This window comes from Marinoscillum sp., from assembly GCF_965229915.1.
In the GTDB taxonomy this organism is placed as follows: Bacteria; Bacteroidota; Bacteroidia; order Cytophagales; family Cyclobacteriaceae; genus Marinoscillum.
The window spans coordinates 5,069,927-5,090,167 of the sequence record NZ_CBDDJZ010000001.1 but is presented as its reverse complement, the minus strand read 5'-3'; the positions used below and the strand labels follow the sequence as shown (position 1 = coordinate 5,090,167).

Sequence of the window (20,241 nt, the reverse complement as noted above, 5' to 3'; positions counted from 1 at the left end):
GGTCAGTTTTAGTTAGAAGCCGCAGCGTTGCTACTAAGCTCCAGATTGATATCTTTTTTCTCAGACTTGTACACCACCATGTTGTTGTGGGCATTGACTAAAGGCTCCACCACCAGGTCAGCACCTTCAGACAAACCACTCACAATCACGTTTTCATCCATTGTGCGGTGCACAAATACTTCTTTTACCTTTAGCAGAGTGTCTTCTACTACAAATACTTCATTGGAATTGTAGAGTACATTTCTAGGGATAATCATGCCATCTTTGACCTCACTTGCCGGAATGGCACTCTGCAAAAACTGACCGTCATAGATTTTCTGTTTACCCGGATTGATGGTTAGATACACATCTACTGACTGTGTGTTTTGATTGACAAAATCACTAATGCGAGCTACTTCACCAATCCACTTTTGCTGAGTTTCACTGGAGTAGATCTCAGCTGGTGACCCAACTTGTACCCACGGAATATCTCTGGTTTCCACCGAAACTCGTAGTTCATGAAGCCCTGTTCTTATAATAGTGCCAATTCTGGTTCCAGGATTGATAAATGCACCGGATTCCATGGCTACTTCAGAAATGCTTCCATCAAATGGCGCATAGTATCGATGCTTCCTCAAGCGTTCTTCAGCACTTTTGATCGTGTAGTATGTAGAAAAAACGCCTTTAGTGGCAAGAAATGTCTTTTCTTTATCTGATTTGGCTTCTGGGAGTTCGGGCAGATTTTTCTCAATATCCAAACTGCCGAAGTACTTTTCCCAAGCATTAAAATTGTCACTGTAATCAATCTTTAAGTCTGGAAGTATAGCTGCAATGTCCCGTAGAAAATTGCTTTTTTGCGATTTGAGGTTCAACGAGGCTTCCGTATCGTCTACATAGAAGAGTAGCGTTCCTTTTTTGAAGTTCTCTCCCGCCTTTAGTCGAATATTTCCTTGATGCATTCTACCGGATACTTCAGATAACAGATCCAGTGATTGAGCAGTCTCTACTCTTCCAAATGCTGTTACATAGGTCTGAATGTCTTCATAAGCCACAGGCTTTGTTTGTACATATTTCTTCGCCACTGGAGGCTTCTTTATTTCTGGAGCTTCTTTTTGTGATGCGAAAAATTTGGCCAAAGCAATTGCCAACACCAATATCCCGGCAGTACTACCGAGGATAATCCATTGCCTTTTATTCATGAGTCAGATTGTGATTTTTATAAAAAGTCCTGTGATTTAATGGATTTTGGAATTTTTTGTTGCGCAAAAACGTAGATTATTGATAAGCGGGCAATATCCGTGTGCGAACAGTACTATTGTATTGACACAAGGCACCATATTTACACCAATGGAAAAGATCACAAAAACAGACGAAGAGTGGAAAAAGGAGCTAACTCCTGAACAATATCGAATACTAAGAGAGAAAGGGACCGAACGAGCATGGACCGGTGACTTACTCGAAAACAAGGAATACGGCAAGTACACATGTGCTGGCTGTGGCAACGACTTGTTTATTTCTGATACCAAATTTGATTCTGGGTGTGGCTGGCCTAGCTTCTTTGCACCTATCCGAAAAGATGCCGTAAACTATCACATGGACAAATCCTTCGGCATGATTCGTACGGAAGTCACCTGTGGTCAATGCGAAGGACATCTTGGTCACGTATTTCATGACGGTCCCCCTCCCACAGGTGAGCGATTTTGCATGAATAGTGGCGCGTTAAAGTTCACGCCTTTATCCGACCGTTCATAAAACTAGCTTTTCAGTTCGAGTAAAAGTTGGATAGTTTTATTGGACATTCAATCCAATAGTTAACCTATATGAAATCCAACTTATTCCTTCTGATCTTCGGCCTACTGGCCATTACCTTTTCATCCTCTGCACAAAAGCGGAAGAACACTGCAACGACCTCATACCCTGAAGCGCTCTATGCCGGTATGGAATGGCGAAATGTAGGTCCATTCAGGGGTGGCCGATCAGCGGCCGTTACTGGTGTGGCTGGCAAACCAAACCTATTCTACTTTGGCTCTACCGGCGGAGGGGTCTGGAGAACTACGGACGCTGGCAATACCTGGGAAAACATCTCCGACGGGTATTTTGGAGGTTCCATTGGCGCTGTGGCGGTAAGTGACTGGGACAACAATGTGATCTACGTAGGTGGTGGTGAAAAAACTGTTCGAGGCAATGTCTCATACGGTTATGGAATGTGGAAATCCGTAGATGCTGGCAAAACATGGGAATCCGTTGGGTTAAAAAACACACGACATATTCCACGCATCAAAATCCATCCAAAGAACCCAGACCTGGTTTATGCGGCTGTTATGGGTGATTTGTACAAGCCCACTTCCGAACGAGGGATCTACCGATCAAAAGATGGTGGTAATACGTGGCAGCAAATACTATTCGCTAATGAAAATGCAGGATTTGTCGATCTGGTAATGGATCCAAATAACCCACGTGTATTATACGCATCCAGCTGGAGAATCAGAAGAACACCATATAGCCTGGAGAGTGGTGGCGAAGGCTCTGCCATCTGGAAAAGCACAGATGGAGGCGATACCTGGAAGAACATTTCTAAAAACGATGGATTGCCCAGTGGTATTTGGGGAATCTCAGGCATTACAGTTTCTGCTGTGAACTCAGAACGTGTATGGGCCATTATTGAAAATGAAGATGGTGGTGTATTCAGATCCGATGATGCCGGAAAAACCTGGAGAAAAACTAACAGTAGTCGTTCACTGAGACAGAGGGCCTGGTATTACACCCGTATTTATGCCGATACACAAGATGAAGACATGGTCTATGTCCTCAATGTCAACTATCATGTATCTACTGACGGAGGTCAGACATTTAAGACCAGCAATGCACCCCACGGAGACCATCACGACCTGTGGATTGCTCCAGAGGACAATCAACGCATGATCATCGGTGATGATGGAGGAGCGCAGGTTTCCTTCGATGCGGGAGAGAACTGGTCTACCTATTACAATCAACCAACAGCACAGTTTTACCGAGTGACCACAGACAATGCTTTCCCTTACCGGATATATGGCGCCCAACAAGACAACTCTACCGTACGGATAGCGCATCGTACGTCAGGAAGGTACATCGGTGAAAGTGACTGGGAATCAACAGCAGGTGGAGAGAGTGCACACATTGCCGTAGATCCAACAAACAATGACATAGTTTATGGAGGTAGCTATGATGGATTCCTCACCAGGTACAATCACGAAACCGAAGAAACCCAAGCCGTAAATGTTTGGCCGGATAATCCAATGGGTTGGGGTGCTGAAGGAATGAAGTACCGCTTCCAATGGAACTTCCCGATATTCTATTCTCCGCACAACCCCAAAAAGTTATACGCCGCATCCAACCATCTGCATGCCACAACTGATGGCGGTCAATCATGGGAGCTGGTAAGTCCAGACCTTACCACCAATGATACATCCAAGCTGGGACCATCAGGAGGACCTATCACCAAGGACAATACATCCGTAGAATATTATTGCACCATTTTCGCTGCAGCGGAATCCCAGGATGAAGAAGGTGTTATCTGGACTGGTTCAGATGATGGCCTCATCCACCTTACAAAAGACGGAGGTGAAAACTGGACCAATGTCACTCCTCCTTCCCTGCCAAAATGGACCATGATTAATAGTATTGAAGTGGACCCGTTCAATCAAGGCGGAATGCTATTTGCAGGCACTCGCTACAAGCTAGGGGATTATCAACCTTATTTGTATAAGACGAGTGATTACGGAGCTACCTGGACAAAAATCACTGATGGAATTTCCAATGATCATTTCACAAGAGTAGTGCGAGCTGACCCAGAGCGCAAAGGATTGCTCTATGCGGGCACCGAATCAGGCATGTATATTTCCTTTGATGATGGTACATCCTGGAAGCCGTTCCAGATGAATTTACCTATGGTTCCTATTACTGATCTCACCATTAAAAACAACAACCTCATAGCAGCTACTCAGGGGAGAGGTTTTTGGATAATCGATGACCTAACGACACTCCATCAGCTAACTGACCAGGTGGTTAATTCCAGGTATTACCTATTCAAACCAATGGACTCTTACCGACTAGGCGGAGGAAATGGAAATACTTCCAAAACCGCAGGTACCAATCACCCAGGAGGCGTTCTGACCTATTTCTATTTGGCCGACACGTCCAAAACCGACACAGTATCGCTCGCTTTCATGGAACCCGATGGAGATGTAATCAAAGCCTACTCCAACTACCCAAACAAGGAGGCTAATGAAGAAAAACTAACCTTCAAGCAGGGACTGAACATGTTTAACTGGGACATGATATATCAGGATGCTAAGACATTTGACGGAATGATTCTCTGGTGGAGTAAAACTAGTGGGCCTATGGCAACTCCCGGGACTTACGAGGTAGCGCTCACTGTAAATGGAGAATCTATGAAACAGTCATTTGACCTAATCAAGGATCCAAGAAGCAGCGCCACACAAGAAGATTTGCAGGCACAGTTCGACTTTCTGATTGAAACCCGAGATAAGCTTAGTGAAACTCATCAGGCCATCACCAATATCCGTAAAGCCAGAGGAAAAATCAATGAAGTCGTCAAACTGATGGATAAGGAAACACACAAAGAGCTGATAGACCGGTCAAAAAAGGTGGTCAAACAGATGACCGAAATAGAAAAAGCGCTATACCAAACCAAAAATGAAAGCCGTCAGGATCCGCTGAATTTTCCGGTACGGTTGAATAACAAACTCGGTCACCTGGCTGCCTTAGCTTCTTATGGAGACAATCCTCCCACTGAGCAGGCCCTTATTTTCAAACAAGAAATCATTGGTCAGATTGATGCAGAACTGACCAAACTTTATGAAATTTTCAATACTGATCTTCCTGAAATCAATCAGTCAATAATTGACAACAAAATTCAGTTGATTGAGCTAGATGAATAGATGAAAATAGCCATATTTGTGTGCAAACACAGGAATTCATCATGTATAACGTTGTTATAATCGGTGGCGGAATAGTAGGTCTGGCATCTGCGCTAAAGATCAAAGAAGCCAATCCCAAACTGCGCGTGGCAGTAGTAGAAAAAGAAAAAGACCTGGCCATGCATCAAACAGGTCATAACAGCGGTGTAATTCACTCTGGTCTCTACTATAAGCCTGGTAGTCTAAAGGCTAAAAACTGCGTGGACGGTTACAATGAGTTGATCAAATTCTGTGATGAAGAAGAAATCCCCTACGAGCTGTGTGGTAAAGTGGTAGTGGCAACCAATGAGTCACAACTAGAGACCTTGAACATGCTGTACGAACGAGGTGTTCAGAATGGCCTTACAGGCATGAAGAAGCTTGTGAGAGATGAGCTGAAGACCTACGAGCCTTATGTCAATGGAGTCCAGGGGATCTACGTACCTCAGACTGGCATCATTGACTACAATGCGGTAGCTCACAAATACGCGGAGAAAATACGCCACTTCAATGGAGACATTTTTCCTGACAACAAGGTGATCGACATCAAGGAAACTAATGGTTTCATGCAAGTTGTGACCAACCGACAAACGCTAACTTCTCGGCTGGTCATCAACTGTACCGGGCTCTTTTCTGATAAAATAGCCAAACTCACCGGAGTACCTGTAAGCTATAGAATCATCCCTTTCCGAGGAGAGTACTTTAAAATCAAACCGGAAAAAGAATATCTGGTAAAGAATCTCATCTATCCGGTTCCAGATCCAAACTTCCCATTCCTTGGTGTGCATTTCACCAGAATGATCAATGGCGGAATAGAGGCTGGCCCTAATGCGGTGCTAGCCTACAAACGTGAAGGCTATACTAAAACAGATTTAAGTCTCGGAGATTTAGCTGGAACTATCGGCTGGAAAGGTTTTAGAAAAGTGGCTGGAAAATATTGGAAAACCGGTTTGGGTGAATTCTATAGATCATACTCCAAATCAGCATTCACCAAAGCATTACAGGAGTTACTGCCTGACATTCAAAAGAGTGATCTGGTTCCCGGCGGATCTGGTGTTAGAGCCCAGGCATGTGATAAAAATGGTGGACTTATTGACGACTTTCTCATTCTGGAAGCCGATAAAGTGATCAACGTTGGTAATGCCCCTAGTCCAGCAGCAACTTCTTCCTTATCCATCGGCAAGCATGTTGCCGAACTGGCATTAAAGCGTTTTGATAAGTAATCAATGCGTCATTTGGAGGACGTTTTATCAAGAAAGACCTAAATCTCAAAACCTTTTGGGAGTCGTAAGTAGTTTAATGTACTACTTAAAAAATCAATTGATATGGTCACGATGAAACAGTTTATCCTATTCATGATGCTTGCTAGCACCCTTGGAGCCTGTGCACAGAGTAACAAAGAATCCTCCAAAAAAAATGCAATAACAGAGAATGGAAGCATTACCCCCATCCAGTTATCGCCTGAAGAATGGAAAGCCAAGCTGACTTCAGAAGAATACTACGTCTTGAGGGAACAAGGCACAGAGCGAGCCTTCACAGGTAAGTACTGGGACAACAAGGAGAAAGGAACTTACCTCTGTGCAGCTTGTCAGTTACCACTCTTCCAATCCAAAACTAAGTTCAAATCTGGATCAGGTTGGCCCAGCTTCTATGAACCAATAAATGACACCAACGTGGCCACTGAGAAAGACACCTCTCTTGGCATGGTAAGAACGGAGGTGCATTGTGCGCGATGTGGAGGTCATTTGGGTCATGTATTCTTGGATGGCCCTAAGCCAACCGGTTTGCGTTATTGTATAAACTCTGTTTCCCTGTCTTTTGAAAAAGAAGAGTAGCTAATGACCAAATTGCTCTTTTAAGAATTGATAGGTTCTTTGCTCGATATAGCTGGGGCCTTTTCTTTTCAGCGTGAATCCAACATGACCACCCTTTGCAGGGACTTCAAGGAACACACTATTACTCTTTTCTGCTGCTTCATACGGATAGCACTTCTCGCCAAGCATAGGATCATTCGCTGCATTGACAATAAGCACTGGCCGATCAATGACATGTAGGTACTGGTCGCACGTAGCTTGATCAAAGAAATCCTCCTTGGATGTAAAGCCATGAAGTGGTGCTGTATAGCGGTCATGAAACTCGTCAAAATCATGCAATTCATCAACTTTGGAGGCATCCACTCTATCGGGATGTTGCTCGGCCTTGATCTTTATTTTGGCGATAAGTTTCTTTAAGAATCGCTGTTCGTAGAACCTGTTCTTGGGAACTCTCAGTTGGAGTGCGCTATCGCGTAGGTTACAAGGCACACTAAATACTGCTGCTCCAATGATCTCTGCAGGCCTAGTCTGCTCTCCCAGATATTTGAGTACCATACTTCCACCCATTGAGTATCCCATTAGGAACACCTCTTGGTATCCCTTCTCCAACACGCTTTTCACTACAGTATGAAGGTCGGGGGTATCTCCATGATGGTAAAATCGTGGGAGTCGATTCATTTCCCCACTGCAGCTCCTGCAATTCCAGGCAGCTATATCCCAGCCCAATTCAGCAAAATATTTGGCACTACGCTTCATGTAATAACGGTTGGCATCCCCCTCAAGACCATGAGATAAGACCATGCATTTGTTCGAACCATTTCGGACCCAATCAACATCGATAAAGTCTCCGTCCGTCAGCTCTATCCGATCACGGGTATACAACTCATCCCTTACCTTAAAAAACAAGGAAGGGATTACTGTCTCCCAATGTTCATTAAACATATAAAATGGAGGTGCTTTATACCTGGAGGTGGCTATTAGTGGCATCTACGGATTTCAGTTATTAGGAGCTTCGTCATCTACCCAGCAGCTAATCCGAGCAATTTGTTCATTGGAGAGCGGGTCTTCTTCTGGTGGAGGCATGGTACGTGCTGAGGTGCGTATCTTTATCCTTCCTGCATTTGAAATAATAGCTGTCTTGGTTTCAAAAACAGGCTTACCGCTGGCTCCAGCACCATGACAAGAGCTGTTTGTGGCACAGTTTTCCATGATTATAGGCATGATGTCAGTCTCCAAACTTACACCTGACAACACCTTAAAATCCCCTTCGTCAGTACACCCTTCCTCATCTTGAACCAGATAAGTATGTGCTCCACTTTCCAGTCCGTCAAAAGTATTTTGATCGGTTAGCGACTTACCGTCTACAGCGTATTGATAAGCACCGACTCCTCCTGAGGCTGTAAGCATTACTGCTCCATTAGAAGAATCACAACCAGAGACGCTCAACTGCTCCACTGTGGTGGAGACATTACCTAACTGTGCTGAAATGGTTGCTGAAATAGTTGCTATACACTCATTGTTGTCCTTCACGGAAATGGTATAGCTCCCAGCAGAAAGTCCATCGAAGGTATTCATAGCTTGAAAGTTCACCCCATCGATACTGAAGGAATAATTCCCCGCTCCACCTGTAGCGGTCACTTCTATACTTCCTGCTGAGCTGCAATCCACATTCACTGTCTCACTTAGTTGTATAGCTAAATCACTCTCGGTGCAGTCTGGAGACACCTCCTTATCGGAAGAACAGCTGAGCAAAAGTGTTACTAGTGCAGTAAACAAGAAGGTTTTCACTGCTATTAAATCGAGGTAATTTGTAGTTAGGTTCTTAAGTAACAAGCGCATCGATCTAGTCATCTTCTGCTAACAACTCCCAGGTGTGATCAGAAAGAAGTTTGACACTGCCAATATATGCCGACCATTTTTTACTCCGACCCCACTCAAATGGTGCGATCATAGAAAGAAAATCAGTTCCATTATCCCTGGCATACAAATGGTAGTGTTGGCCAATTACCGGTGAGAACCCCATTTCACTCTGATAAATACGCTCAGAGATCTCCACTCTTTTCTTCAATTGATTGGCTTGATCCAGCAGGGTCTTCATCTGACCGAAGATCTGATCAAACTGGCGAGTCGTTTGATCCTGCATGGCAGACATGGCTTGCCCCTTGATCTTACCTTTGTCCTCAGGTTTGATCAAGGCACCGCCTACAGTGTGTGCATACTCTATTAGGCCAGGTAGATCAGTGATCTTTTCCTTTTCCTTCTCCAGATCAATTTTGCTGATGTCTATTTTATTACTCAATCCTCCGTAATTCGCTCTTTCAAATTCTTTTTTGCACCTGGCCAAGTGGTTCTGCTATTAATATCATACCCTATGATGATCATAATTATCAGAAAAATAGCCGCTACAATTAAAAAAATCTTCTTTGATCTTTTCATATCCTAATATCGAACTGCAAATTTGAGCAATAGTTTTAAAAGAAGATATGACGATAGACGGTAAATTAATAGAGAAGTCAGAAACACAGGAAGTAACCAACAGTTTCAAAAAAAGAGAATTCGTGGTAGAGTATGCTGAGAACCCTCAGTATCCCGAATACCTCAAGTTTGAATTGATCCAAACTAACTGCCAGCAACTGGACGGATTCAATATTGGAGACGAGATGTCTATCTCCTTCAATCTAAAAGGGAGAAAATGGACCGATCCAAGTGGAACGACTAAATACTTTAACAGTTTGCAGGCCTGGAGACTGGAGAAGAAATCAGGTGCTCAAGGTGCTGCACCAGAAACACCACCACCCCCATCTGATGAGTGGATGAAAGAGGATTTTTCATCAGATGAGGATCTGCCGTTCTAAATATTTCTCTTTTTCCTGAACGTGATAGGTATATACTCGTCAGTTGGTAAACCGATGTGAGCCAGGTCCCATTCCTTGTCATAGTTGTTTACCAACTGGCGAATGCATTCTACCCTATCTTCAGTCGGGTATGGACATTCGTCCCAATGGAATATCTCCACGCGGTAGTTGTACTGCTTTTTGATTCCATTTACTCTTACCTCAACCTCAATGTCTTGTTCTTCGTTTAGTTGAGGGATTTCAATTCCAATAATTCCCATAAGTCTTTCAGTTTAATATATCTTACGTAACAAAAAATATACCCTTTTATATAATCATCTTTAAATCAATAAGTTAAAGGATTTAGCCACTATAGACTGTGACCGATTAAGAACACGTTTATGTTCAAATTTAGACCGCACACAACACTACTTCTTATCATTTGTATCGCCTGCTGTGGCGCATCCTGCTCAGGGAAAAAAGAAAAACGACCTTCTCCTTTGACTGCAGATAGTGTGAGCATTGGGGATACCAAGATCACCATTGAGTATAGCAGTCCATCCGTGCGCAAACGAAAAATCTGGGGTGAGTTAGTGCCGTATGATGAAGTGTGGCGAACCGGAGCAAATAAAGCTACTTACCTGACTACCAACAAAGACATAGAAATAGAAGGTCATTACTTACCTACTGGACGTTACTCCATTTTCACCATTCCGTCAGATTCCAGCTGGACGGTCATCTTCAATGAAGATTGGGATCAGTGGGGAGCCTATAACTATAGCGAACAGAATGATGTGTTTAGAATTCAGGTATTTCCACAGAAATCCAGCTTTGATGAGCGTATGAAGTTTGTCTTTGAAGACAGCTCTTTAAGGTTTGATTGGGAAGAACTCTCTTATTCGCTGGCCATTACTACGGATCTATAACTCTCGAAGAGCATCCATCGTCACTTTGGTCATGAGGGATGTTAGTTGATTTAGCGTATCCTCACAGTCAGTAATCATGAATCTCCGACGCATGAATTTTGGGTCCATAAACCCAATGTAGATATCTCCAAACTCTTCCCAAACGATAATCTCCAAAGGCAAATCCAGGGCGGCTGTTGGCTGGCACTGCAAAAGTGCAGTGGTAAGATCTGGATCTTCAAAAAGGATGCTCCTGGTAGGCAACAACTCCAAGCCTCTTGCCTTGGCAATTGAATCATGAGCTACTGTTTCAAAAAGCATTAAGTCATCATTGCTCTCTATAATAGAAATAATCTTAGCGACCGTTTCATCTACACTTTTCTCACTTTTGTAAACTGTTAGATTTTGTCCAAAGGCTTCAGAAAACGTCGCCAAAATCGGTAAAATGAATATTAAGTATCGAAGCATATATCTCGTTGACGGTGAATCAACTGCTAAAAAACTAAATATTGTAGTGGTAAGAAAGGATTCATATAAGAAAAAGTCCCATTCAACTTAATATTTACATAGAATTACCGAAATCAAGAGAAAAATTCAGAACAATTGGCCTAGTTTAATTAGCTTGGTTAAAGTCAATTACATTTGTTCATTAATCAGCAAACGACCACATGAATATATACGCCAAACTTACCTTACTCTGCGTTGTACTAGTAGTGATTACCTCATCCATTGTTTACTTTCTGGTGAATATGGAGCTGGAGCAAGCTTTTGGAGCTGAGGCGATCCAAGCTATGGCTAATGATTCAGGTACCATCGCCACCACTGTACAATCAACTATCGACGAAATTCAATCAAAGCTTATTTGGACCATCCTGGCCGTTATTGTCGGATCAATAGCTCTGGCTTTGGTAGTGGCCAATATGTTCGTAAAACCAATATTGACGATCACCAGAGCCGCTGAATCAATAGCCGCTGGTGACCTGGAAGCTGAAATACCTGTCAACTCAAATGACGAACTGGGCAAACTAGCCGAAAACCTAAACAGAGCATCTAAAGGCTTGATTTCAAGATTATCGGAGCAGCGCAAACTCAACGAAACGTTAGAAGCTCAGAAAGACGAAATTCACATCCAAAAGCAAAAATAGAAGAGGTTAATAATCAGATTTCTGACAGCATCATCTACGCTCAGCGCATACAAAGGTCCATTCTGCCGGAGCTCAATGTGATGTCCAAACTCGTAAAGGATGCTTTTGTCATCTATAAACCTAAAGATGTGGTTAGTGGCGATTTCTACTGGTTCGAGCGTGTGAGACAAGGCAGAAACGAATACTTGATTGTGGCGTGTGCGGATTGTACTGGTCATGGAGTGCCTGGGGCAATCATGTCCATAATGGGAAGTAATCAGCTGACTAACATCGTGTATTATCAAAACTACCTGGATCCGGTAAAAATTCTGGCCAGACTAGATAAGGTTATCAAGTTTGAACTACAGCGAGACGAAAACGATCAGAAACACAGTAGAGATGGCATGGAGATTGGTATTTGTGTCATCAACCTGGATGATCTATCCATGGAGTTTGCCGGAGCAGGTATTCCACTTTATCTAATCAAAAAAGGCTCAGAAGATTTGGAAACTTACAAGAGTCCTAAAATGATGGTTGGCGGTATAGAAGGTGATGAAAAAGAAGTATCGGAGCAATTGGAGAAACAAACCATTCAGCTGGAGGAAGGTGATAAGCTCTTCTTGTCTTCTGATGGTTATCAGGACCAGTTTGGAGGTGAAAATGACAAGAAATTCATGAGCAAGAACTTCAAGAAGCTTATAGAATCCTCAGCCAGAGGATCCATGTCTGAACTCAAAGACATTTTGGAAACCGAATTTGAAACATGGAGGGGAAACACACCTCAAACCGATGATGTGGTTGTATTGGGTGTAGAAATCTAACTCTGTTTAGGATCAAAAAAAGGACTTCAGCAAATGTGAAGTCCTTATCGTTATCTTTAAGTAGATCTTTCTATTGTTAGTATCGCACCAGTAGCTCTTCGTCTACTGACATTTCATATAAATCCCCCAATGCTTCATTAAGAGAGGTAAGCAATTCATTATCCAAATCCACATCCTCCTGTAGTTCTTCCATTTGCTTCAAATTCAAACCTCGAGCTCGTAACTGATCGAGGCACTTCAAGCAAATTCGCGTCCACGACTGTGGACTAATATTCTCGTTACACCAATTCTTAAAATTGCTAGCCTTTACTGCCATATCTTATCTCTCTATCCTTAAAGCTTAAAGCCAATTATTGAAATATCATCATTCAAACCACTATCACCCTTCCAATCATCGATTGTTTGGCTTAAGAACTTGTACTGTTCATTCAATGGTTTGGCATGAATTGACTTAAGCATTTCTTCAAATTTCTCCTGTGAGAACTTCACACCATCCTGATTCTCCTGGTTGTAATATCCGTTGGAGAACATATAGTATGTAGAATCAGGTTTAATCTCTATTTTATCTGCCATTAAATCGTGAGCGTGCTCGGCAGATTCTCCTTCTAGGACTACCATTTCATCTCCATCAAAGATCACCATGTCCTGGTTGATACCACTGAACTGGAGCGTTTGTGCATTGTTGTCGAACAAAGCTACAGAAACTTTCAATTCGCACTGCAGCTCTTTACTTCCAGCTGCATCAAGCTCCTGAGTAAGCTCTTTGATAATATCTCCGGAGTGGAAAATCTTCCTGTCCTGAATCAAGTCATTCAGCACAGAATCTGCAATCAACGTTTTCAGTGAACCCACAATACCCTTGCCATCAAACTCGATCACAGCCACCACCGTATAATCTTCAGATCTGAAGTTCAAACTAGTAGTCCAGATAAATTCCTCACTGAAAAGGTACTTGCTCCGGTACATGACAAAGTGATCGGCAAAAATCCTATTGAGATAACGCTCATTAGGTAGCATAGACTGCTGCAACAACCCTGCATAGCGAATGCTATCTATTAATCGCTTGTTGATTTTATTGATTTCTTCTGTACGCTCTCGAACCCTTCTTTCGAGTTCAGTATTGGTATCTTCCAGCTCTTTGAGGTGCTCTTCACTATCCTGAGATTTCTGATAAGCTTCCATGGCTCTATCGAGCACCCCTTTCATCTCATCAAAGTTCCAGGGCTTGGTGATGTATTTATGGATGCCACACCTATTGATTCCATCTTTGATAGCCTCTATATCTGTAAAGCCTGTAAGGATGATCTTAATCGTATCTGGGAAGTCCGGCAAGATCTTTTCCAAAAGTTCAGTACCGGTCATCTCAGGCATACGCTGATCAGTCACAATAACCTGGATTTCATTTTCCCTCAGAATGTCTATTGCTTCGAGGGGACTTGCTGTAGTGTATACATTGAAAAACTTCCGAAAATTGGATTTGAATACTCTTAGGTTGGTGGTTTCATCATCCACGTATAACAAAGAATACTTCTTGTCTTTCTTAGTTCTTTTTACATCAGCCGTCTCTTGAACTTCTTCCATCACTTAGTTAGGTATTTCTCTTTAGTTGTTGGCTATTCTCAATCTATGGTTTACTTACTCTCTGCTACTTTAGTGCTGGCATCTTTGCTAGCTCTTTTCACTGATTTCGGTAGGGTTATTACAAATTCTGTCCCTTGATTCTCTTCACTGGTAAACTCGATTTTACCACCGTGCTTTTCGATGATACCATAGGAAATGGACATGCCCAATCCGGTACCAACACCTACCGCTTTGGTAGTAAAGAATGGTTCCCAAATTCTATTTTTAATCTTTTCAGGAATACCAGCACCATTATCCTTCAATCGGATAACCACCTCATCTTCCAGTTCTTCGGTATAGATGGTAATCTCTCCATCTTTTCTATCCTCAGGGATCGCCTGAATACCATTATTCAGAATGTTCATGAATACCTGGTTTAACTGTCCAGGGTAACACTCGATTTCGTGCATTTTCTCATCATAATACTTAGAAACCTTGATCCTGTTTTTGGTTTTGTTTCTTAGTAGTGTGAGGGTAGCGTCAATGTTCTCGTTGACGTTGGCTTGTTTCACTTCTTCTTCATCCAACCTTGAGAAGACTCTGAGACCTTTTACGATCTCAATTGTACGAGTCACACCGTAGTTAACGTCCTTGATCAATTCATCCAGCTCCTCGAGGATTTCTTCATATTCATGTTCTTCTTTGAGCTCTTTGATGTTTTCAATCACTTCTTCCAAATCTGCATCACCATCATCCAATCGAGAGTATTCTTCAGCGATCTCTCTCAGTGACTCGATGGACATCTTAATGGACACCATACCGCTCGAGATAAAGTTGATCGGATTGTTGATCTCATGGGCAATACCAGCAGTCAACTGACCCAGAGATGCCATTTTTTCTGAGTGAACCAGCTGTGACTGAGTACTCTTCAGCGATTCCAAAGCATTGTTGAGTTCTTCTTTGGACTCCTGCTCTTTCTTCAGCGTTTCTTTCAGCTTCTTCTCTGCCAGGAATAGTTTCTCGTTATCGAGCAACTGCTTATCGGCAAGTTCTCTAATTTCCTCTTCTGATTCCTGAAGCTTTCTATAGGCGTCATTCAAATCATCCTGTGCTTTAATCAACTTTTCGTTAATTCTGATTTGCTCCTCTGAGGAACGGAGTAGTTTCGCCTCAGAATCCTGCAGCTTCTGGTTGTTTTCTTCCAGTTCCTTTCTAGACTGGTACAGTTTCTTGTTAATGAGCTTCTGTTTCTGGAAGTTGATCTTCAATTGCTCCTCAGACTTCTTCACCTTGATATAAGCTTTGTTTGCTGACAAGTAATTATCACCAGCCAACTTCACCAAAGGTCTGAATACAAAGAATCCCTGTAACAGCAAGAATCCAAGAAACACCGCAAAGACAATCTTTTCAATCAAGCTGTAACCTGTCTTGAACGATTGAGCCTCTTCTACCCAATAATCGGTGATCTTATCTGCAGCTGTTTGGTAATCCCGAACTGTATTGATCAGGGTGGATATCGAACTTCTCAATGCCAGGGCATTGATATCTGTGGAGTTCTCTGTGTAAACAATATCCAGCAAATTACCTGAGTTGGTGTTCATCTCACTGTAATAGAACTTGATGTTCTCTTGCAATTGGGCGTAATCGCTTGTGGATGAAGGCGGGTTCAGACCAAGGTCTGCATCACCAGAAATTAGCGCTTCATGTCCTTTTCTCCAAGCCGGAAGAATTCTGGCAAGTTCTGCCTGGAAAATACTAAAGTTTCGTTCGTTAGTTGAATACCCCATACCTATGGCCGCTTTCACTAATTGCTGGCCCATGGCAGATTGCTCAGCAGCTATCTTTACTGCGGTGGGGTCTTCATTAAAGTTTTCGATTAGATCTTTCTGAACGAAGAAGATGTAATAAGCTACAGAGCCCGCAACTATCAATGCTGTCAACACGTAGGCTATAGCGTAAAGGTCCTTCTTTAACATACTCGTTAATGGTTGGTTAGTATTGGATTATCACAGTAATCTTAAATTTAATCAATTTTTGAATTTGACTACCTGATGCTCTTCTAAACTCGGTAGACAAAATTAATCCTTTCAGTTTTAACCAGGCATTGATTGTATCCAAAATCACCGATCAATTGGAACGTTCGCATTTCTGTGAATATTCCAATATAATTCATCATGCAGTTTATCCATAAATTCTGACTCTCACAACACCATTAATCTTAATTACACACCATTTGGTATAAAAAAAGCATCAATCAGCATTATATTGCAGTCAATCAGAACTGAGTTTACAGCAACCTAACCTATAACTCTCTGAATTTTAAGGATTTGATATTTTAATAATTAAACATTTGGTTTAATCCATAAATAGTCATTACTTTTCGATTTCGAAGCTGACTAAACGGATTGAGTCAGAATGGATTTAGCACTATAAAATCGCATGGATTACCTAAGAAGTTATAAGAATATTTATGATCAAAATATCATTTTGATGTACAAGGGTGAGCTGACCTTTGACTTAGTAACTTCGATGATTGCCACGCTAGAGGAGCGCCTGGAAGAGCTGGAAGAAAACCGTAAGGTGAAAAAGAAGTTCTACAATGTGGCGACCGAATGCATTCAAAACCTTTACTATCACCTGGATGAGGTCAATGCTGATGAAGTAAGAATCAGCAGTTATGATTCCAGATCTGCGCTGATTTTGATTGCAGCGAGGAAACGTTTTTATAGTATGCAAACGGGAAACTACGTGCCTTCTGAGAAGGTAGAGGAAATAAAATCAAGATTAGATGATATAAATTCCGTAGAACCTGATGAACTTCGTGCCCTATACAAAAAGGCACTGAACGAACAGGAATTTTCGGATAAAGGAACCGGCGGGCTAGGATTTATTGACATAGCCAGGAAAACCGGAGGACAGAAATTAAGATATAAGTTTCAACCAGTTACTGACAATGTAACTTATTTTACATTGCAGGTAAGATTGCCTAGAGAAATATAGGCTACTGAGCAGACAAAGCTGTGAAATAACCTTATGGAAAAGTTTTTTATAGAGCCAACGAGGGTAACACCATTAGTAAACTTTGATCCCGAAGAAGGAATCCTGGAAGTGAAGGGAAGATCGAGTCCGGAGAATTCTATTCTATTCTATCAAAAGATCATTGATAATTTAGATGAATTCGTCAATGACGGTGGAGATGAATTCACTGCCAACTTTTCTTTTGAGTACTTTAATACAAGTTCATCCAAGTGTTTGTTTGACGTGTTCAAAAAACTGAGCAAGATAAGTGACGCTGGCAAAGAACTAATTATCAACTGGTATTACGAAGAAGATGATGAGGATATGATGGAAGCTGGTGAAGATTATGCAGACTTACTAGACCTTGATTTCAACTTCCTCGAAATTGAAGAATTTTGATCAAGGAGTCTATACTAAATGGAAAGACCTAAGGAACTTTACCATGAGGAAATAAAAAGATTAAAGGATTTCAGGTCCAAACTGGACACCCATGCTATCTATAAGCAGGATTTGGAATCTTTCTCAGACGAATACGAAGAGCTCGTTGCTCAAGCCAAAGTAATTACACGCGTTTCTGATCGTCTCCAGAAGAAACTGGATAACGCCAACATTCAAATTCGTGAACAAAATAAAGAGATCGGTAATAAGAACGTCCAACTGGAACAGACCATCTCAGAACTGGCAGAGGCCAAGGTAGGAAGACGAGCTACCACTGCCCTATTTTTCTTGGCCATCATCTTATTTTTAGCGGAAGAGATCTTTGTAGAAGATGCTATTCAGTCTTACGTAGCCTCTCTGGATATGGGTGATTTCCTAAACAGCATCAAAGACTACTTCGGTTTGGGACTGAAACTCCTCATCGCTATTGGTTTGAAGTTCTTCGAAGGCAGCCTGGAATCATTCCTACTCAATCAGGAGAAGCGCAAAATCATGAAACAAGAAAAAAAGGAGCTAGGTCACTTGCCTAGCGAGTCCTAAATCTCCACTTGACTCCACCTCCAGAATAATTTCGTTTTTGTCAAAAATTAGAATTCAAATTTCGAATTCAGCAATTCCATATTGCATAAGTTTGGGGTTCTCATTAAAATACAATTTTTAACTAACTCATCTTTATGGAATTTTCAACTGCGGACATTATTGTCTTTGTAGGATACTGCCTGCTCATTGTGGGTATTGGGTTGTATGTATCCAGGGATAAAAAAGGTCATGAAAAGAATGCTGAAGATTATTTCTTGGCTAGTAAATCCCTACCCTGGTGGGCTATTGGTGCATCACTGATTGCTGCCAATATCTCGGCAGAGCAATTCATCGGGATGTCAGGCTCTGGTTTTGCTAGTGGTTTGGCCATTGCCTCGTATGAATGGATGGCAGCCATTACCCTATTGATAGTAGGTAAGTACTTTTTACCCATCTTCATTGAAAAAGGCCTGTACACCATTCCAGAATTTGTGGAAAAGCGGTACAGCACCCAATTAAAAACAATCCTTGCTGTATTCTGGATTGCTCTGTATGTGTTCGTTAACCTTAGCTCAGTGCTTTATCTCGGAGCTTTGGCTTTAGAGACGATCATGGGTATCCCAATGATGTATGGAGTGATTGGCCTTGCGCTGTTTGCTGCTGCCTACTCCTTGTATGGTGGTTTATCCGCTGTGGCGTGGACTGATGTGGTTCAGGTAGTCTTCCTTGTTCTGGGTGGATTGCTGACCACTTACCTGGCATTGGATATCTTATCCGATGGTAAAGGGGTAATTGCCGGCTTCAACCAGGTACTGGATGCTGTTCCAGAACGATTCCATATGATATTGGATAAATCCAACCCTGAGTTCATGAACCTGCCAGGTATTTGGGTATTGATTGGTGGAATGTGGGTGGCTAATCTCTACTATTGGGGTTTCAATCAGTACATCATACAAAGAACTCTTGCGGCCAAGTCATTAAAAGAGGCTCAAAAAGGGATTGTGATGGCTGCTTTTTTGAAATTGTTGATCCCTTTTATCGTAGTGATTCCAGGTATTGCAGCCTATGTCGTAGTAAATGACCCTGAAATCATGGCTAGACTTGGTGAACTTGGAACCACCAACTTACCTGGTCCCGGGCAGTCTGATAAAGCATATCCGTGGTTACTCCAGCTACTTCCAGTTGGATTAAAAGGCATTGCCTTTGCAGCACTCGCAGCTGCCGTAGTTTCCTCGCTGGCATCCATGCTGAATTCGACCTCTACTATATTCACAATGGATATTTACAAGCAGTATATCAACAAGCAAGCTAATGACAAGACCACAGTGACTGTTGGTCGTTTGTCTGCGGCGGTAGCTTTGGTAGTGGCATGTGTGATGGCTCCACTCCTTGGCGGAATTGATCAGGCATTCCAGTTCATTCAGGAATACACGGGTATAGTAAGTCCGGGTATTCTGGCTGTCTTCCTTCTTGGGCTATTTTGGAAAAAGACCACCAATGCCGGAGCTATCTGGGGAGCACTACTTTCGATACCAATTGCTGCTGGCTTCAAGTTTTTCCCATCTATTCCGTTCATGAATCAAATGGGACTGACCTGTCTGCTATCGATGCTGGTAATCGCGGTAGTAAGTTTTATTGACGGCAAAGGTCAAGACAGTGAAAAGGGTATCGAGCTCACTTCAAGCTTATTCAAAACGAGTCCAAAATTCAATATCGGCGCATTTGCCATCATGATTATTTGTACAGCTTTATATGCCATATTCTGGTAATAAATGATCGAATTAAATCCACAACAAGAAAAGCTCAGACGTCAGGTTACTAACCCCTGGAAGTTTGGGCTTTTCTTACTTACTCAGCTGCCAATGGGACTGATCGCTGGAATGCGACTCAGACATATTGATGCAGCAAAGTGTGTAACGTCCGTGCCGTTTAAATGGCTCACCAAGAATCCATTCAAAAGCATGTACTTTGCAGTGCAGAGCATGGCTGCCGAGCTATCTACAGCCACTGCTTGTCTCCTGGCAGTCCAGGGACATAAGCCATCTATTGCTTTTATTATTGTAGACCTCAAGGCGACTTTTGGGAAAAAAGCTACCGGCAGAGTGTACTTTACTTGTGAAGATGGAATGAATGCTTTCAATGCGATCGACAAAGCCCTGGAAACAGGAGAAGCACAAACGGCCACCTTCAAAACTGTAGGTAAAATGGCAGATGGTACGATTGTTTCTGAGTTTGAATTTACCTGGTCGTTCAAGCAACGTTCCAGTTAAG

General features: G+C 42.3%; 21 protein-coding genes. 13 read left to right on the top strand and 8 right to left on the bottom strand.

Annotation, left to right across the window (positions count from 1 at the left end):
- Nucleotides 1–8: 8 nt before the first annotated feature.
- On the bottom strand, nucleotides 9–1,178 hold the full coding sequence (locus ACO067_RS21775) for an efflux RND transporter periplasmic adaptor subunit (protein ID WP_421878168.1): 1,170 nt from the start codon (nucleotides 1,176–1,178) through the stop codon (nucleotides 9–11).
- Between the two features lie 148 nt (nucleotides 1,179–1,326).
- Here ACO067_RS21775 and msrB (ACO067_RS21770) point away from each other — a divergent pair, with 148 nt between their 5' ends.
- The 4 genes from msrB (ACO067_RS21770) (at nucleotide 1,327) to msrB (ACO067_RS21755) (ending at nucleotide 6,772) form a co-directional block, all read left to right on the top strand.
- A complete protein-coding gene (msrB, locus tag ACO067_RS21770) occupies nucleotides 1,327–1,731 on the top strand; it encodes a peptide-methionine (R)-S-oxide reductase MsrB (RefSeq protein ID WP_421878166.1) in 405 nt (134 codons plus the stop codon).
- Nucleotides 1,732–1,799: 68 nt separating this feature from the next.
- On the top strand, nucleotides 1,800–4,919 hold the full coding sequence (locus ACO067_RS21765; RefSeq protein WP_421878164.1) for a WD40/YVTN/BNR-like repeat-containing protein: 3,120 nt from the start codon (nucleotides 1,800–1,802) through the stop codon (nucleotides 4,917–4,919).
- A 41-nt stretch (nucleotides 4,920–4,960) separates the two neighbouring features.
- Nucleotides 4,961–6,160 carry an L-2-hydroxyglutarate oxidase gene (gene lhgO, locus ACO067_RS21760; protein ID WP_421878162.1) on the top strand — a complete coding sequence of 400 codons (1,200 nt, stop codon included), beginning with the start codon at nucleotides 4,961–4,963 and terminating at the stop codon, nucleotides 6,158–6,160.
- A 111-nt stretch (nucleotides 6,161–6,271) separates the two neighbouring features.
- Nucleotides 6,272–6,772, top strand: a complete 501-nt coding sequence (gene msrB, locus ACO067_RS21755; RefSeq protein ID WP_421878160.1) for a peptide-methionine (R)-S-oxide reductase MsrB — start codon at nucleotides 6,272–6,274, stop codon at nucleotides 6,770–6,772.
- Here msrB (ACO067_RS21755) and ACO067_RS21750 read toward each other — a convergent pair whose 3' ends face one another.
- From ACO067_RS21750 to ACO067_RS21740, 3 genes are read right to left on the bottom strand one after another with little or no spacing between them, the layout of a single operon-like run.
- The gene (locus tag ACO067_RS21750) at nucleotides 6,773–7,738 is read right to left on the bottom strand and encodes a YheT family hydrolase (protein ID WP_421878158.1); all 966 of its coding nucleotides are present in this window, start codon (nucleotides 7,736–7,738) and stop codon (nucleotides 6,773–6,775) included. It lies immediately after the preceding gene.
- Nucleotides 7,739–7,747: 9 nt separating this feature from the next.
- Nucleotides 7,748–8,590 (bottom strand): hypothetical protein, encoded by an 843-nt coding sequence (locus ACO067_RS21745; RefSeq protein ID WP_421878156.1) that lies wholly within the window; start codon nucleotides 8,588–8,590, stop codon nucleotides 7,748–7,750.
- A gap of 4 nt (nucleotides 8,591–8,594) precedes the next feature.
- Nucleotides 8,595–9,095 carry a DUF2452 domain-containing protein gene (locus tag ACO067_RS21740; protein ID WP_421878154.1) on the bottom strand — a complete coding sequence of 167 codons (501 nt, stop codon included), beginning with the start codon at nucleotides 9,093–9,095 and terminating at the stop codon, nucleotides 8,595–8,597.
- A gap of 139 nt (nucleotides 9,096–9,234) precedes the next feature.
- Here ACO067_RS21740 and ACO067_RS21735 point away from each other — a divergent pair, with 139 nt between their 5' ends.
- Entirely contained in the window at nucleotides 9,235–9,606 is a 372-nt protein-coding gene (locus ACO067_RS21735) for a DUF3127 domain-containing protein (protein ID WP_421878152.1), read from the top strand.
- Here ACO067_RS21735 and ACO067_RS21730 read toward each other — a convergent pair.
- A complete protein-coding gene (locus tag ACO067_RS21730) occupies nucleotides 9,603–9,866 on the bottom strand; it encodes a hypothetical protein (protein WP_421878150.1) in 264 nt (87 codons plus the stop codon). The genes ACO067_RS21735 and ACO067_RS21730 overlap by 4 nt on opposite strands.
- A gap of 120 nt (nucleotides 9,867–9,986) precedes the next feature.
- On the opposite strand from ACO067_RS21730, the gene ACO067_RS21725 reads away from it, so the two are divergent.
- Nucleotides 9,987–10,511, top strand: coding sequence for a DUF2911 domain-containing protein (locus tag ACO067_RS21725; RefSeq protein WP_421878148.1), 525 nt, complete (start codon nucleotides 9,987–9,989; stop codon nucleotides 10,509–10,511).
- Here the strand turns inward: ACO067_RS21725 and ACO067_RS21720 are convergent.
- Nucleotides 10,506–10,958, bottom strand: coding sequence for a DUF302 domain-containing protein (locus ACO067_RS21720; RefSeq protein WP_421878147.1), 453 nt, complete (start codon nucleotides 10,956–10,958; stop codon nucleotides 10,506–10,508). The two genes, ACO067_RS21725 and ACO067_RS21720, sit on opposite strands and share 6 nt — an antisense overlap.
- Nucleotides 10,959–11,158: 200 nt before the next feature.
- Between ACO067_RS21720 and ACO067_RS21715 the strand changes: the two genes are divergently transcribed.
- Entirely contained in the window at nucleotides 11,159–11,635 is a 477-nt protein-coding gene (locus ACO067_RS21715) for a HAMP domain-containing protein (RefSeq protein ID WP_421878146.1), read from the top strand.
- Nucleotides 11,636–11,715: 80 nt separating this feature from the next.
- A complete protein-coding gene (locus ACO067_RS21710; RefSeq protein WP_421878144.1) occupies nucleotides 11,716–12,435 on the top strand; it encodes a PP2C family protein-serine/threonine phosphatase in 720 nt (239 codons plus the stop codon).
- 333 nt (nucleotides 12,436–12,768) lie between these two features.
- Here the strand turns inward: ACO067_RS21710 and ACO067_RS21705 are convergent, their stop codons facing one another.
- Both ACO067_RS21705 and ACO067_RS21700 read right to left on the bottom strand, forming a co-directional pair.
- On the bottom strand, nucleotides 12,769–14,016 hold the full coding sequence (locus ACO067_RS21705) for a response regulator (RefSeq protein ID WP_421878142.1): 1,248 nt from the start codon (nucleotides 14,014–14,016) through the stop codon (nucleotides 12,769–12,771).
- Between the two features lie 50 nt (nucleotides 14,017–14,066).
- Nucleotides 14,067–15,971, bottom strand: coding sequence for an ATP-binding protein (locus ACO067_RS21700; protein ID WP_421878140.1), 1,905 nt, complete (start codon nucleotides 15,969–15,971; stop codon nucleotides 14,067–14,069).
- A 463-nt stretch (nucleotides 15,972–16,434) separates the two neighbouring features.
- Between ACO067_RS21700 and ACO067_RS21695 the strand changes: the two genes are divergently transcribed.
- The 5 genes from ACO067_RS21695 (at nucleotide 16,435) to ACO067_RS21675 (ending at nucleotide 20,240) form a co-directional block, all read left to right on the top strand.
- Nucleotides 16,435–16,995 carry a SiaB family protein kinase gene (locus ACO067_RS21695; RefSeq protein ID WP_421878138.1) on the top strand — a complete coding sequence of 187 codons (561 nt, stop codon included), beginning with the start codon at nucleotides 16,435–16,437 and terminating at the stop codon, nucleotides 16,993–16,995.
- Between the two features lie 33 nt (nucleotides 16,996–17,028).
- Nucleotides 17,029–17,412, top strand: a complete 384-nt coding sequence (locus tag ACO067_RS21690) for a DUF1987 domain-containing protein (RefSeq protein ID WP_421878136.1) — start codon at nucleotides 17,029–17,031, stop codon at nucleotides 17,410–17,412.
- Nucleotides 17,413–17,430: 18 nt separating this feature from the next.
- Complete coding sequence (locus tag ACO067_RS21685) at nucleotides 17,431–17,991, top strand: hypothetical protein (RefSeq protein WP_421878134.1); 561 nt, start codon at nucleotides 17,431–17,433, stop codon at nucleotides 17,989–17,991.
- Nucleotides 17,992–18,125: 134 nt separating this feature from the next.
- A complete protein-coding gene (locus ACO067_RS21680) occupies nucleotides 18,126–19,739 on the top strand; it encodes a sodium/sugar symporter (RefSeq protein ID WP_421878132.1) in 1,614 nt (537 codons plus the stop codon).
- Nucleotides 19,740–19,742: 3 nt separating this feature from the next.
- Nucleotides 19,743–20,240, top strand: a complete 498-nt coding sequence (locus tag ACO067_RS21675; protein WP_421878130.1) for a hypothetical protein — start codon at nucleotides 19,743–19,745, stop codon at nucleotides 20,238–20,240.
- The last annotated feature ends 1 nt before the right edge of the window (nucleotide 20,241 follow it).

Bases quoted from the DNA above. Each gene is read 5' to 3' on its own strand.
- ACO067_RS21775 (WP_421878168.1), bottom strand. From the start codon at position 1,178: ATGAATAAAAGGCAATGGATTATCCTCGGTAGTACTGCCGGGATATTG.
- msrB (WP_421878166.1), top strand. From the start codon at position 1,327: ATGGAAAAGATCACAAAAACAGACGAAGAGTGGAAAAAGGAGCTAACT.
- ACO067_RS21765 (WP_421878164.1), top strand. From the start codon at position 1,800: ATGAAATCCAACTTATTCCTTCTGATCTTCGGCCTACTGGCCATTACC.
- lhgO (WP_421878162.1), top strand. From the start codon at position 4,961: ATGTATAACGTTGTTATAATCGGTGGCGGAATAGTAGGTCTGGCATCT.
- msrB (WP_421878160.1), top strand. From the start codon at position 6,272: ATGAAACAGTTTATCCTATTCATGATGCTTGCTAGCACCCTTGGAGCC.
- ACO067_RS21750 (WP_421878158.1), bottom strand. From the start codon at position 7,738: ATGCCACTAATAGCCACCTCCAGGTATAAAGCACCTCCATTTTATATG.
- ACO067_RS21745 (WP_421878156.1), bottom strand. From the start codon at position 8,590: ATGCGCTTGTTACTTAAGAACCTAACTACAAATTACCTCGATTTAATA.
- ACO067_RS21735 (WP_421878152.1), top strand. From the start codon at position 9,235: ATGACGATAGACGGTAAATTAATAGAGAAGTCAGAAACACAGGAAGTA.
- ACO067_RS21730 (WP_421878150.1), bottom strand. From the start codon at position 9,866: ATGGGAATTATTGGAATTGAAATCCCTCAACTAAACGAAGAACAAGAC.
- ACO067_RS21725 (WP_421878148.1), top strand. From the start codon at position 9,987: ATGTTCAAATTTAGACCGCACACAACACTACTTCTTATCATTTGTATC.
- ACO067_RS21720 (WP_421878147.1), bottom strand. From the start codon at position 10,958: ATGCTTCGATACTTAATATTCATTTTACCGATTTTGGCGACGTTTTCT.
- ACO067_RS21715 (WP_421878146.1), top strand. From the start codon at position 11,159: ATGAATATATACGCCAAACTTACCTTACTCTGCGTTGTACTAGTAGTG.
- ACO067_RS21710 (WP_421878144.1), top strand. From the start codon at position 11,716: ATGTCCAAACTCGTAAAGGATGCTTTTGTCATCTATAAACCTAAAGAT.
- ACO067_RS21705 (WP_421878142.1), bottom strand. From the start codon at position 14,016: ATGGAAGAAGTTCAAGAGACGGCTGATGTAAAAAGAACTAAGAAAGAC.
- ACO067_RS21700 (WP_421878140.1), bottom strand. From the start codon at position 15,971: ATGTTAAAGAAGGACCTTTACGCTATAGCCTACGTGTTGACAGCATTG.
- ACO067_RS21695 (WP_421878138.1), top strand. From the start codon at position 16,435: ATGGATTACCTAAGAAGTTATAAGAATATTTATGATCAAAATATCATT.
- ACO067_RS21690 (WP_421878136.1), top strand. From the start codon at position 17,029: ATGGAAAAGTTTTTTATAGAGCCAACGAGGGTAACACCATTAGTAAAC.
- ACO067_RS21685 (WP_421878134.1), top strand. From the start codon at position 17,431: ATGGAAAGACCTAAGGAACTTTACCATGAGGAAATAAAAAGATTAAAG.
- ACO067_RS21680 (WP_421878132.1), top strand. From the start codon at position 18,126: ATGGAATTTTCAACTGCGGACATTATTGTCTTTGTAGGATACTGCCTG.
- ACO067_RS21675 (WP_421878130.1), top strand. From the start codon at position 19,743: ATGATCGAATTAAATCCACAACAAGAAAAGCTCAGACGTCAGGTTACT.